Origin of the sequence: Micromonospora terminaliae, assembly GCF_009671205.1 — a bacterium.
In the GTDB taxonomy this organism is placed as follows: Bacteria; Actinomycetota; Actinomycetes; order Mycobacteriales; family Micromonosporaceae; genus Micromonospora; species Micromonospora terminaliae.
In genome coordinates this window covers 1,879,169-1,892,422 of sequence record NZ_CP045309.1, presented here as the reverse complement: position 1 = coordinate 1,892,422, position 13,254 = coordinate 1,879,169, and the positions used below count along the sequence as shown (strand labels likewise).

At 72.2% G+C, this 13,254-nt stretch carries 9 protein-coding genes; 7 read left to right on the top strand and 2 right to left on the bottom strand.

From position 1 onward, the window contains the following. The first annotated feature begins 5 nt into the window (after positions 1-5). Both GCE86_RS08405 and GCE86_RS08400 read left to right on the top strand, forming a co-directional pair. Positions 6-167 (top strand): hypothetical protein, encoded by a 162-nt coding sequence (locus GCE86_RS08405; RefSeq protein WP_154226417.1) that lies wholly within the window; start codon positions 6-8, stop codon positions 165-167. 15 nt (positions 168-182) lie between these two features. After that, a complete protein-coding gene (locus GCE86_RS08400; protein WP_154226416.1) occupies positions 183-6,371 on the top strand; it encodes a S8 family serine peptidase in 6,189 nt (2,062 codons plus the stop codon). 517 nt (positions 6,372-6,888) lie between these two features. On the opposite strand, the gene GCE86_RS08395 is transcribed toward GCE86_RS08400, so the two are convergent. Then, the gene (locus GCE86_RS08395) at positions 6,889-7,248 is read right to left on the bottom strand and encodes a hypothetical protein (protein ID WP_154226415.1); all 360 of its coding nucleotides are present in this window, start codon (positions 7,246-7,248) and stop codon (positions 6,889-6,891) included. Positions 7,249-7,420: 172 nt separating this feature from the next. On the opposite strand from GCE86_RS08395, the gene GCE86_RS08390 reads away from it, so the two are divergent. Both GCE86_RS08390 and GCE86_RS08385 read left to right on the top strand, forming a co-directional pair. Next, positions 7,421-7,918: a GNAT family N-acetyltransferase gene (locus tag GCE86_RS08390; RefSeq protein ID WP_154226414.1), complete on the top strand. Its 498-nt coding sequence runs from the start codon at positions 7,421-7,423 to the stop codon at positions 7,916-7,918. Between the two features lie 73 nt (positions 7,919-7,991). Next, a complete protein-coding gene (locus GCE86_RS08385) occupies positions 7,992-8,705 on the top strand; it encodes a hypothetical protein (RefSeq protein WP_154226413.1) in 714 nt (237 codons plus the stop codon). Positions 8,706-8,873: 168 nt separating this feature from the next. Here GCE86_RS08385 and GCE86_RS08380 read toward each other — a convergent pair whose 3' ends face one another. Next, positions 8,874-9,605, bottom strand: a complete 732-nt coding sequence (locus GCE86_RS08380; RefSeq protein WP_154226412.1) for a class I SAM-dependent methyltransferase — start codon at positions 9,603-9,605, stop codon at positions 8,874-8,876. Positions 9,606-9,897: 292 nt separating this feature from the next. Between GCE86_RS08380 and GCE86_RS08375 the strand changes: the two genes are divergently transcribed. The 3 genes from GCE86_RS08375 to GCE86_RS08365 are packed head-to-tail and all read left to right on the top strand — an operon-like array spanning position 9,898 to position 13,239. Then, positions 9,898-10,365, top strand: coding sequence for an RING finger family 4 domain-containing protein (locus GCE86_RS08375; protein ID WP_154226411.1), 468 nt, complete (start codon positions 9,898-9,900; stop codon positions 10,363-10,365). Next, positions 10,305-12,728: an MXAN_6230/SCO0854 family RING domain-containing protein gene (locus GCE86_RS08370; protein WP_154226410.1), complete on the top strand. Its 2,424-nt coding sequence runs from the start codon at positions 10,305-10,307 to the stop codon at positions 12,726-12,728. Before GCE86_RS08375 ends, GCE86_RS08370 begins: the two co-directional genes overlap by 61 nt. A 40-nt stretch (positions 12,729-12,768) precedes the next feature. Then, positions 12,769-13,239: a ribosomal maturation YjgA family protein gene (locus tag GCE86_RS08365; protein WP_244317230.1), complete on the top strand. Its 471-nt coding sequence runs from the start codon at positions 12,769-12,771 to the stop codon at positions 13,237-13,239. The last annotated feature ends 15 nt before the right edge of the window (positions 13,240-13,254 follow it).

Sequence of the window (13,254 nt, the reverse complement as noted above, 5' to 3'; positions counted from 1 at the left end):
AATGCATGGCTGAGCTACCTGTCGCGCGTGACGACTCCGCCGGCGAGCACCAACCACCTCTCGAGCTGTCGCGCGAGCCGCACGTCAGCGCTCGCGACGCCTCCGACGCCCACGACGCCGACGGTGCCGACGACCACGAGAGCCACGACCCCTACCAACCCCTGTAGGCAGAAGGACTTTGCATGAGACTCAAAGCCCTCGCGGCAACGCTTGCCGCAGCGGTCGGCCTGAGCATGATCCAGCCAGTACCGGCGTCCGCCGCTGAGCCCGATCCCGGCGCGGCCGCCAAAAAGATCGCGTCGAACCTGAAGGACCGCTTCCGCACGCAGCCGACCTCCGACTTCTGGATCACGTTCGGCGCCAAGGCCGATCTCGCCCCCGCCAAGAAGATCGCGAACTGGACCGAACGCGGTCAGTTCGTCTACGACGCGCTGAAGGCGGCAGCGAAGAGCTCCGCGGGGTCCGTCGCCGCCGAGCTCGACGCGGCGGGCGTGAAGTACACGTCCTACCCGCTCGTCAACGCCGTGCTCGTCAAGGGCGGCACGCAGAAGCTCGCGCTCGACGTCGCCTCGGTCGGCCAGGTCGCCGAGATCCACGTGGCGCCGCAGGTCGCGCTGGTCGAGCCCGTGGAGGAGAAGACGCCGGCCGACCAGGCTGCCCGCTCCGCCGCCCCGAAGGCCACGGCCGCGGAGGGCACCACCACGTGGGGTCTGGACGCCATCCACGCCCCCGAGGCGTGGGCCATGGGCGCCACCGGTGCGGGCATCACCGTGTCCAACCTCGACTCGGGTGTCCAGTTCGACCACCCCGCCCTGATGCACCAGTACCGCGGTACGAAGCCGGACGGGACCGTCGACCACAACTACAACTGGATGGCCGCCCGGGGCACGTGCACGGGCGCGCCGTGCGACGACAACGGACACGGCACGCACACCATGGGCACCATGGTCGGCGACGACGGCACGAACCACATCGGCGTCGCGCCGGACGCGCAGTGGATCGCGACGAACGGCTGCTGCGACAGCAGCGGCGTCGAGTCGCTGCTGAAGTCCGGCTGGTGGCTGCTCGCCCCCACCGACGTCAACGGGAACAACCCTGACCCGTCCAAGCGCCCCCACGTCATCAACAACTCGTGGGGCCAGACCGTCGAGCACAACTTCGACGACTTCTTCCAGGCCATCGACGAGGCCTGGAGCGCCGCGGGCATCTTCAGCGTCTGGTCGTCGGGCAACACCACGCCGTACGCCGCCTGCGACACCGTCTCCTCGCCCGGCTCCGCCGAGAGTGCCTACTCCGTCGGCGCGTACGACTCGGACGGCACGCTCGCGTCGTTCTCCCGCAAGGGCGAGGGTGAGGGTGGCCGGATCAAGCCGGAGATCTCCGCGCCGGGCGTCGCCGTCCGCTCGTCGTACCCGAACAACAGTTACGTCGAGATGGCCGGTACGTCGATGGCGGCTCCCCACGTCGCCGGCGCCGTCGCCGACCTGTGGAGCTACGACCCGACCCTCATCGGGCAGGTCGAGGAGACCCGCCGTCTGCTCGCCGACTCGGCCGTCGACGTCGACGACACCGAGTGCGGCGGCACCGCCGACGTCAACAACAAGTACGGCGAGGGCCGGCTCGACCTCGTCCGCCTGCTCGAGCTCGCGCCCCGGCAGGGCGGCACCCTCACCGGTGTCGTCACCGCCGACGGCGCCCCGGTCCCCGCCGCCGAGGTGACGATCAGCGGACCGTTCAGCCGGTCGATCGGCACCGACAAGGACGGCCGGTTCACGACCAACCTGCCGGTCGGTACCTACCAGCTCAGTACCAAGGTCTTCGGCTACCTGACCGCGACCGCCAACGTCACGATCTCCCTCGGCCAGGACAGCTCCGTCACGCTGCCGCTCACGGCCGCCGCGAAGCACGACATCAGCGGCCGGGTCGTCGACGACAAGAAGCGGCCGGTCCCGAACGCCGACGTCTCGGTCAAGAACACGCCGCTGAAGCCCGTACGCACGGACGCCAACGGCGCGTTCACGATCGCCGGTGTGCCGGAGGGCCAGTACGGGCTCGCCGTCACGCCCAACGCCTGCCTCTCGCCGACGTCCCTCCCGCTGACCGTCGGCGCCGAGAACAAGCCGCTGGAGATCCTGGTCGGGCGCGTCGTCGACAAGGGCGGTTACAGCTGCGACGTGTCCGAAGGCGAATACCTGCGCGGCACCGACCAGGTCGCGTTCACCAGCGGCGTGTGGGCGACGGTGAAGCTGCCGTTCCCGATCGCGCTCTACAACGGCAGCCATGACACCCTCGGCATCAGCCTGCGCGGCGTGATCACCCCGGACGAGGGCACCGGACCCGGCAGCGGCGGTGCGGGCGTCTTCCCGTTCTACGTCCAGACCCCCGTCGAGTTCGCCCCCGGTGGGGGCGTCTTCACGGCGGCCACCAAGGTCGACGGTGAGGACGCGTTCGTCGTCGAGTTCCGCAACGCCAAGATCTGGGCCTGGCCGATCCGGTCGGAGTACACGGAGCCGGTCAACTTCTCGGCCACGCTCACCCGCTCAGGCAAGATCATCTTCGGGTATGGCGACGGCATCGGCACCGACGACCCGGTGACCGCCGGCGCCAAGACCATCACCGGCATCCAGGGCTGGGCCGGCGTCGACGGCATCCGGTTCTCCGACAGCGCCCCGGTGCTGCACGACGGGATGATCGTCACCTACGACCTTCCCGACTGGGGCTACCTCGACGCGACCGTCGTCGACAAGAACGACGGGCTGCCGGTGGCCGGGGCCAAGGTCTCCTTCACGAACAAGAAGGGGCTGGTCGAGGCGGTCACGACCAACGGGACGGGCATCGTGCATCGCCAGCTCCCGGTTGGCGACTACACCATGACGGTCGACGCGCCGAACTACACGACCGCGGCGTACCCCTTCTCCCTCGACAAGCTCTACGCGAACGCCACGATCGATGCGCGGCTGACCACGGGCGTCGCCGGCCTGAAGGCCGACGGCCTCGACGCGCTGCTGGGCACCGACCAGAACGGCGTGGGCTCGCTGACGCTGACCAACACCGGTTCCGCCCCGCTCACGTACGACCTGGGCGAGGCCGCGCGCCACCCCGAGCTCGACGCCACCGGCGCCACCGCGCGCACCGGGACGGGTGCGGCCAGCACGATCGACCTCGCCGCGTGGAAGGCCGGCGCGAGCGGCATGAAGCCGTCGAACCTCGACGGCACGGCGGCGACGGCGAAGGCCGCGGAAGCACAGGCGGCCGGCAAGGTCGGCGTGACCTCCGGCGGAGACGTCATCACCCGGATCGCCATCCCGGGCACCATCCAGGAGAAGGAGCCCTCGGGCATCGGGTACGACGGCGACGTCTGGGTCCACGACTACAACAAGCGGACCAACACCGCCTACACGGTGACGGGCAAGCCGACCGGAAAGGTCTTCGACGCCTCGTGGAACCCCGCCTACCGGGCGTTCGACATGGCGCTCGACACCAGGACCGGTGACATGTGCCAGATGGAGGACAGCCCGGCCAGCTACATCCACTGCTTCGACCGGAACACCGGGAAGGAGACCCGGCAGATCAAGGGCGACTGGTCCACGCTGCAGCTGACCGGACTCGCCTACAACCCGGCGGAGGACGTGTTCTACGTCGGCGGCCGGAGGAACGGCATGATCGGCACCGTCGCCGGGACGTCGCATGACAACGCGGGTGCGCTGCTGTCCTTCTGCGCTCCGCCGCTGCCGGAGGTGATGGGCCTGGCCTACAACCAGGCGTCCGACACCATCTGGTACACCGACCTCACCTCGAACCGGCCGACCCGGCTGCTGCAGGTCGACCCCGACGACTGCTCGCTGGTCAACGCGTGGTGGTTCCCGGGCCAGAAGGCGGGCCAGGGCGGCGGCCTCGAGACCGACTCGACCGGCGCGCTGTGGGCGGCGGACCAGGTCGCCGATGACGTCGTGCTGGTCGACGTCGAGGACGACCTGCTCACCGACCTGCCGTGGCTGTCGCTGTCCTCGACCGGCGGCACCCTCGCCCCGGGCGAGTCGACGACCGTCAAGGTGTCGATCTCCTCGAAGGACGCCAAGCCCGGGGTCCTCGGCGCGAACATCGTGGTGCGGTCCGACTCCGGACGCCAGTCCAAGACGTACGTCCCGGTGACGCTCACGACCACGAAGTACCAGGTCGGCGTCAACGCCGGCGGCCCTTCGTTCACCGACGGCTCCGGCTACACCTGGTCCGGCGACCAGGCCGCCGGCAAGGAAGCGTGGGGCTACGAGGGGAAGACGAAGGTCGCCTCCACGACGTCCGGGATCGAACGTACGACGGACGACGCCCTGTTCCAGTCGCAGCGCACCACGGCGGACCGGCAGTTGTTCTACCGCTTCCCCGACGCACCCAAGGGCACCTACGCGATCGACCTCGGGTTCGCCGAGATCGAGAAGACGGCAAAGGGCAAGCGGGTGTTCGACGTCCTCGTGAACGGCACGCTGACGGACTACGCGTACGACGCGGCCGCGGCCGTCGGGCCGAACGCCGCCGACTGGCGCACCGCGGTCGTGAAGCACGAGGGCGGTCCGCTGACCGTCGAGCTGCGGGGCTCGAAGGGCCTGAAGGCCCCGACCATCGCCGCGCTGCGGGTGACGCTCGACCCGCGCGCGGACGCGGCGGAGCCGGAGCCCCAGCCCGAGCAGCCGGAGCCGGGCCCCGTGCCGGTGGCCCCCGCCGGTCGCTCGTACTCGATGAAGGTGACCGACGGGCTCTACCGCCAGGGTACGGAGGAGTCCGGGTGGCACGGCGACGACGTCTGCGGCGTGCTGTGGTTCGACTCCAGCTTCCTGTTCCCGTTCTACGACACGGCCTGGGACGGCGTGTGCGTGACGACGAACGGTCAGCTGATCTTCGACCAGGCCAGCGCGGTGGGAGGCAACACGGAGCTGCCGTCGCCGTACGCGTTCGACGCGATCTATCCGCTCTGGGACGACCTGGTCGTCGACGACGAAGCGGGTATCTACTTCGGCAGGACCGAGGTGGACGGCCTGGCCGCTGAGGTCATCGAGTGGCGCAACGCCACCTTCTACAGCGACCAGACGGCGCGCGTGAGCTTCTCGGTCACCCTGATCGCGGACGGCCGCATCCAGATCGGGTACGGCGACGGCGTCGGCGGCGACAACCCCCTCACCCGAGGGTCGTCCGCGACGGTCGGCGTGGAGAGCCTGACGCACAACCCCGCGGCCCAGTACTCCTTCAACCAGCCCATCCTGAAGGCCGGCCTGGGGCTGGAGTACACCCTTCCGGCCGCGGGCACGATCGAGGGCACGGTCACCGACAAGAACGACGGCAAGCCGATCGAGGGCGCGATCGTCACGCTCAAGGGGCCGAACGGCGAGCGGGTCATCACGGCCGACGCGAAGGGCCGGTGGAAGGCTCAGGCGCTGGTCGGCGAGAACACCGTGCAGGTCGAGGCGCCGAACTACGTCACCGCCAGCCACCCCGTGACCATCGCCAGGAAGGATCAGGCCGAGGTGGTCGACACGGCGTTGACCACGGGCATCGCGACCGTCACCGGAGGTGACCTCGACTGGCTCCTCGACAAGGGCCAGGAGGCGACGGCCGACGTGACCGTGACCAACACCGGCTCCGCCCCGCTCGAGGTGCGGCTCAGCGAGCAGAAACGCACCAGCGACGGCGGGCACGAGGCGGCCGACCTTCCGTGGCTGACCCTCACGGGCGCGGCCGCGACCGGCACGGTCACGCTCGCGGCCGGCGAGTCCACCACGGTCACGGCGACGGCCGACAACGCCGGCGTCGAGCCCGGCGTGCTCGTCGGGGACGTGCTCGTGACGTCGAACGCCGGCAAGAGTGAGGCTCAGCTCAAGCCGGTCCGCCTGGCGACCTCGGCCTACTGGCGGGGCGTCGACGTGGGCGGAGCCGGGTACGTGGGCACCGACGGCTTCGTCTGGTCGCCCGACCAGGAGCTCGGCTCGCAGCCGTGGGGCTACGTCGGCGGCAAGGCCCGTACCACCAAGGCCGACATCGCCGGCACCGAGGAGGACGCGCTGTTCCGCACCCAGCGGACCGGCGAGACGTTCAGCTACGTGTTCAAGAACGCCCCCGCCGGGACGTACCGGATCGGCCTCGACTTCGCGGAGATCGAGAACGTCAAGGCCGGCAAGCGAACCTTCGATGTTCTGGCCGACGGCAAGGTCGTGCTCTACGACCACGATGTGCAGGCGAAGGTGGGTGCGCTGACCGCGGACATGAACACGGTCACCGTCGAGCATGCCGGTGGCGATCTGAAGATCGAGCTTCGCCGCGAGAAGGGCGAGAGCGACCCGATCCTCAACGCCCTGAAGATCCAGGAGGACCCGCGCCGGTGAGGTAGCGGCACCGGTCCCCCAGCAATGGTCAGAGCCTCCCCGGATCGCCGGGGAGGCTCTGCCATGAGCGGACGTGCACTGGTCCGACATGTCGGTCTGATGGCTGCTTCGACCGCCGCATGCCCGCCTGGTGGTGATCCCGGTCACCTCCGCCGTCCGGCCATTGGCGGTCGCCGAGGGCGGACGGCAGGGTCATGGGTCGGCGTCGTCGCGCCAGCCACATCCCAGCAGGTCAGGAGTGTTCGTTGCCCGCCCACCGGCGTCCCCGCCCACCCCGTTCGGCCGCGCTGCCCGTCGTGACCGGAGTCCTCGCCGCCCTGCTGGTCGGCGGAGCGGGTCTCGGCTTCGCGCTGATGGGAGACGCCGAGGCTGATCCGGGCACCGCCGCCCAGGCGCGGGCCGCCGGCACGCCGGACGTCCGGCCGGCACCGGCCACCCCCACGCCCGATCTCCTGCCGACGCCCAGTGCCGCCGCCGTCTCCGGTCCATCTCCCACCGACATCCCGCCGCCTACTGATCAGGTGGCCCGGACCGAGTCGGTGCGGCAGCCGACCACCGCCCCGGCGACGCCACGCCCGGCGACCGGCGGTCCGAAGCCGACGGCCACAAGCCCGGCCACCAGGCCGCCGACCACGAAGCCGACGGTGCCGCCGACGTCCGGACCGACCGGCGCCCCCTCCTCGTCCCCGACCACCGCCCCGCCCAGCCCGTCCGGCACCCCCAGCCCGTCCGGCAGTCCCACCCCGTCCCCGTCCACCCCTGGCCCGACCCCGTCGAGTGGCACTCCGGCGCCGAGCAGCCCGGCGCCCAGCGGCTCCGCGTCCCCCGACCCGGCGTCGCCGTCGGCAAGCCCGACGGGTACGACGACGCCGGTCACCTCCTGACCGCCGCCGCCACCGTCAGGCCAGAGCCCGTGTGCTGGTGAGGTGGTCCGGCCTGAAGTCACGGCATCCGGCCGGCAGCAGGCGCCGAACCCCCCCCCCCCCCCCCCCCCCCCCCCCCCCGGCCTGACGGATCATTGCGCGCGCACCGGTTGTAGCGTCGGCCGAATGAGTTGGCTGCCTGACGACTTCGTCCACCCCGTCTACGTGCCGGTGCCCGACACCACGCTCCACCTGCGGCCGATCCGGGAGGCGGACAGCCCGCTCGACTACCCCGCCGTGATGGGCTCCCAAGAGCGCCTGTGGGAGATCTTCGGTCCGGCCTGGGCCTGGCCGCCGGAGTCGATGACCTACGAACAGAACCGCATCGACCTGCTGCGGCACGAGAAGGAGATCGCCGCGCACCAGTCGTTCAACTACGCGCTGCTGGACGAGGAGGAGGCCAGGATCCTCGGGTGCGTCTACATCGACCCGCCCGAGCGCATCGGCTCCGACGGCGAGGTCTCCTGGTGGGTGGTGGACGACCTCGTCGGCGGCGAACTGGAGCGCGCATTCGACGCGCTGGTACCGCGGTGGATCGCCGCGGACTGGCCCTTCCAGCAGCCCCGTTATCTGGGTCGCGACATCACCTGGCAGGACTGGCTCGCGCTGCCACGCGCCTCGTGACACTCCCGAAGGCCCGGATCATGTCAACCTCTGGCCTGACCGCTCCCCGCCGAAGCCGCCACAGCAGGCCGCGGTGATCTTCGAGGAGCCACCCGGCGACTACGCCTGGCTGTTCGACCTGGTGGCGACTGACCCGGTCACGCGCCACCGTGCGCTCGACCGGCATCAGGCGATGGTCGCGGCGGCGAGCGACGCGTTGCACCGATCGAATGCCCTGTGGTTGTCGCACTACCGGTCGAGGTCCAGCCAGCCTCGCCTCCGCGCGGCGATGGACCAGGCGCACGCCGACTTCCGCTGGCATGACAGACAGACGATCTACGGGCCGCTCGGCGCCTTCCGGGACGCCGCGGACGGTGACGGGGTGACCCGCGCGCTCTGGGCACCGTTCGTGGTGCTGTACCTGCGGTGGGAGGCGGATTTTCCCGAGGAGTGGCAGGCGCCGGAGTCGCGGATGTGGTCCCCCTGGGGAACGAAGGAGGCACTTCTGCGCCGACTCGACCGTGACGTCATTCCGGAGGGGATCAAGCCGCAGATCGCGGAGCTGATCCTTGCGGCACTACGGCGGCCGTACCGGTGCAAGGACTGGGGGTACGCCTGCCTGGTCCGGCAGCTCGACGACCCGTTGTTCCTCGACCGGGTGGCGATGTTGGCCCGTGCCGACGACCCCTTGGTGCAGCTCGACGACCCCTTGGTGCAGCTCCGGGTGCAGTTCGTTCTCCACCTGGTCGCGCACCCCGAGCAACGGATCACCCGGACGAGTTGGCGGCGCTGGCTCCGCACCGCCTGAACCGCCGGCCGCCCTCGAAGGTGGACGATGCTCCGATCGAGCCCGACTGTGAGTCGGACCGCGCCCGCCCGGATGCTCGCGGAGCTGTGCACGGTCGCTTCTCCTGCACCGATGCGATGACCCCCGGCTTCGGGCTCCGCGACGTCGCCGGCAACCCAAGCCCCTCTATTACTCCCCGCTGTCGGCTCCGGAGTCCTGCCGATGACGGTAGTAGGAGCTGACCGCGGGCTGCCCGGTGTAGTTGGGTCCGGCGCGGTCGTCGGCGCCGAGGTACGTATACGGCAGTGAGACGTCCCCGGCGCCGTTCCGCGTGATGCGGCGACGGCGGGTGTCGACGGTGAAGCCGGCCTCGCGGAGGGCGGTCGCCAGTTTCCGGCCGGCGGTCCGGCCGTCGGCGAGGCGGATGCTGTCCAGGTCGAGATCGGCGACGAACCGTCCGTCCTCGGTGAGCCAGCTGGCGACGCGGGTCAGCACTGCCAGTTTGTCGCCGACGTAGTGCAGGCCGTGGACGCAGGTGATGAGGTCGAACCGGCGCGGCGGCGACCAGGAGACGACGGAGGCGCAGGTCAGGTGCAGGGCCGCGCCCTGGACGGGCGTGGGGTCGAAGAAGTCGACGAGGTCGACGCCGACGATGGTGACGAGATGGTCGAGTCCGTCGCGGGCGAGGGTGTTCGCCGCCTGCACGAGGCCGCGGCCGCTGCCGCAGCACAGGTCGAGCCAGCCGATCGTCCCGCGCGGCGGGGACTGCCGGGCCCGGGCGATGACCCAGTCGAGGGGGTTGAAGCCGAGTTCCCGCGCGTAGCTGTTCACGCCGGCGAGCTGGCGTTCCCGGTTCATCGACGAGTTCGCCACCACGGCGGACGATTCCAACGCCTCGTCATCGAGCAGGCGGTCCGGCATGGTGAGCAGCCTGCCAGACCTTTACCCCGATGCCGCAGCCGAACCAGCCCTCCCCCGGCCGCTGGCACTCGCTGCCCGGACCGCTTCGCGGGCTGACCGAGCCGCGTTCCCGGCGGAAACCGGGTCGCGCGCTCGATGTGGCGGCCGTAACATCGGCGGGCCGGGGCGGCTCCCAGGTGCGCTTCCTTCTCCTTTCTTCGACTGAATGCAGCGTGCCGACTCTCCGCCCCGGCATCTGCCTGCCGCGGCGGCGCCGGCCGCCGGCACAGCAACCGCGAGGAGGACGCCGCTGATGGACGCGCTCGCGACGCTCCTGCTGCGCCGGGCCGGCTCGGTGGCGCTGCCGGAGCCGGCCGCCGCGCCACCCGCCGACGGCGACGCCTGGGTGGCCAACCTGGAGGCTGACCTGGCGGCCACGGGCTGGCTGCTCGACGCGGTGGTCCGGCGGCGGTTCGCCCGGCTGGACCCGGTGACCCGGATGCGCTGGGCCGATTTCGTCTGCGCGGTCACCGCCGAGCTGGTCGGCGCCGACCGGGAACACGTGCCGCTGTTCCGCCGCTTCCCGGACACCCCGGCCGACGCGGACCGGCTCTACGTCGAGCGGCTCATCGTGCACCTGCTGCAGACGGAGACGGCACCGTGCATCCTGTGCGGCGCGGAGGGTCGAGTCCACGCGCTGGATCCCTGTGGGCACCTGGTGTGCGCGGACTGCTTCGACGCCGACGGGTACACAGCCTGCCCGATCTGCGGGCGCGGCTGACCGCCGGCAACTCCTACCTGCCGCTCGAGGCCGAGGCGGCACCGCCGGCGTCGTCCACGGCGGCGCCGGTGCGGCTGCGCCGGCTCACCCTTGACCCCGCTCCGGCCGGCACCGCCGCCCGGCTGCGGGACGAGCTGGTGGGACGGCCCACGGCGCTCGGCGGGGCGGATCTGGCCGACCTGCGGACGCTCGTCGCCGCGACCGCGCCGGACCGCCTCGACTGGCTGCCGCCGGTGGTGCCCGCCCGGGAGACACTCGCGGTGGTGATCGCGGAGGCGCTGCACCGCACGGCACTCACCGCCGCCCAGGAGCGGGTCCTCGCCGAGGCCGCCGCCCGCTGGGGCACGGCCAGCGACGTGGCCCGCACCCTCTGGGCGTACTCGGGCGGGGATCCCGGCCTTGTCCTGCCGCGGCGACGCCGCGACAACCCGCCGTCGGAGGCGTACCGGCCGGTCGACGAGCCGGCGGTCACCGTCGGCCCGCCGCGGGTATGGGCGCTGCCCCGGCCACTGCGCCGCACGGTCCTCGCCTTCCTCGCGTCCCTCGACCCCGTCATCGCGGCCGAGGACCTGGCCCGCCATCCCACCGTCTGGAAGCGGCTCGCCGAGCGGCTGCACCCCTACGAACGAGTCGCCGCGTACCCGAATGCGGCGGTCGCGTTCGCCGCGCTGCGCGGCACCCGCGCCCCGGCCCGCGGCGCGCTGGGCACCGCGATGGTCGACGCCGCTGCGCGCGCCCACGAGCGGCTAATCCTCTCCTGGCATGCCGGCGGCACGGTGTCGGTGCGAGTTCGCACCTTCGCCGCGCTGGTCGAGCAGGCGGCGGCCGACGGGGACGCGGCAGACGCCGCCGCCCTGCTCGTCCAGCGGCCCGGCGACCTGTGGCGTCGGCTCGACCACCTGCTGCGCCTGGCCGGCGACGACCCGGACGCGCAGCGCGTCGTGCTGGACGGCGCGCGGCAGGTCGCGTCCCGGGTGTCGCCGACCGTCCTCGCCGACGCGGCCGCCGCGCTGACCGGCCGCGACGCCACGGTCGCAGTCCCGGAGGCGGTGGAGTTGGCCGCCGGCGCGTCGATGGCGGAGGCCGCACAGGCTGTCGGAGCCGGGCACGTCGGCACGGTCGGGGCCGCGCTGGGGCGCGCGCTGGGCCTGCGGACACGGCGACCGGCCACGCCCGCACCGGGTCGGGGCGCCGAGCCGGGCACGCCGCGGCGCACGTTCTTCCCGAAGGGCGACGTGGTACGGGCGTGGAGCGCGCCGGAGCGGCGCCGCCCGCTGCCGGCCGACGCGATCGCCGAGATCCGGGCAAGCGTCGACGCCGAACTGGTGGACCGGGCCGGCGGGCTGGACCGGTTCGACGTGGCGGTGCTGGATGCCGCGCTGGGCCGGGTGCCCGCTCCGCGGCGCGAACGCGCGGGCTCCGCCCAGCTGACGGGTTGGCCGCGGGGAAGCCTCCGCCACCTGCCCGACCTGGACGTGCTGCGGCTCTTCCTGCACTGGACCGACGGCGAGAAGTTCCGGGTCGACCTGGACCTGTCCTGCGCGTTCTACGACGCGGGGTGGAGGCCGCGGGGTCACTGTGACTACACCCGGCTGCGGTTCAAGGGGCGCGCCGCGATCCACTCCGGTGACCTCACGTCGGCGCCGCCGCCGCTGGGCGCCACCGAGTTCCTCGACCTCGACCGGGCCGCGCTGCTGGCCGCGCGGGTGGAGTGGGCCGTGCCCGTGGTGTTCAGCTACAACGATGTGCCCTTCGAGGCGCTGGACGCCGCGTTCGCCGGTTTCTCCCTGCCGGAGCGGGGTGGCCGCCAGTTCGACCCGGCCCGGGTCGTGCAGCGATTCCAGCTGCGCGGTGACGCCCGCTCGCTCGCGCCGCTGGTGCACAACGTGCGCACCGGCGAGGTGATGTGGATCGACGCGAGCCTGTCGACCACCGGGTACGGTCACAACGTCACCGGCTACGGCGCTCGGCTCGGCCGGCTCGCCGCCGACCTGTGGGAACACTTCCGCTCCGGCATCCGTCCGACCCTGCTGGACCTGGCCGCCTGGCACGCCTCGGCGCGGGCCGACCGGATCGTCGTCGCGCACGCGGACGGCACCACCACCCAGGTGCCGGTCGGCGGCGGCGCCGACACCGTTGCCGCGGTCCGCGCGGCAGCGACCCGCGACACCGGGGACGGCACGTCGCCGTGGCCCCAGCCGGGGAAGGCGTTCGTCGCGACGGTGGACCAGGACCGGCTGACGATGCTCCTCGACGGCGAAGTGGCCGAAGGTTCGAGCGCCCTGTTGCTCGACGGGACGGCCGGGGCGTCGTGGACGGCGGTGTCCCCCGGTGACCTGGCCGCCGCACTGGCGCCGCGGTAGCCGCCCCACCGGCATCGGTCCGTACCCGTACCTTGTTGCGGTGGCCACCCTCGCGCGAACGCCGATCACGACCCGTACGGTGCGGCTGCTCATGCCGGTGGCCGCGCTGCTGTTCCTAGGCCTCGCACTGCTGATCCGCGTCGTCGACGACGGGGCGCTGCGGCAGTACTCCGGCACCGCGCTGTACGCGTCGATGGCCTGGGCCGGGGTGCTGTTCGTGCGGCCCCGGATGGCGCCGGTGCCGGCCGGGGCGGTCGCCACCGTCTTCTGCTGGTTGGTGGAGTGCGCGCAGTTGACCGGGGTCCCGGCCGAGCTGTCGGCGCGGAGCCTGGCGGCGCGGCTGGCGCTGGGTGTGCAGTTCGACCCGGTCGACCTGGCCTGGTACCCGGCCGGCGTGGCTCCCCTGGTGCTGCTGCACCACCTGGTGCGCGCTCGGGCCCCCGCGACACCGCAACCGCCGAGCCATGCCGTCTCCCCACCGGCGGACCGCGTGCTCGACACCCGTCGGTAGGCGCTCGCGGGCGGG

What these genes read in the sequence shown, in the direction of transcription:
- GCE86_RS08375 (WP_154226411.1), top strand. Translation starts at nt 9,898, where the DNA reads ATGGACGCGCTCGCGACGCTCCTGCTGCGCCGGGCCGGCTCGGTGGCG.
- GCE86_RS08380 (WP_154226412.1), bottom strand. Translation starts at nt 9,605, where the DNA reads ATGCCGGACCGCCTGCTCGATGACGAGGCGTTGGAATCGTCCGCCGTG.
- GCE86_RS08400 (WP_154226416.1), top strand. Translation starts at nt 183, where the DNA reads ATGAGACTCAAAGCCCTCGCGGCAACGCTTGCCGCAGCGGTCGGCCTG.
- GCE86_RS08390 (WP_154226414.1), top strand. Translation starts at nt 7,421, where the DNA reads ATGAGTTGGCTGCCTGACGACTTCGTCCACCCCGTCTACGTGCCGGTG.
- GCE86_RS08405 (WP_154226417.1), top strand. Translation starts at nt 6, where the DNA reads ATGGCTGAGCTACCTGTCGCGCGTGACGACTCCGCCGGCGAGCACCAA.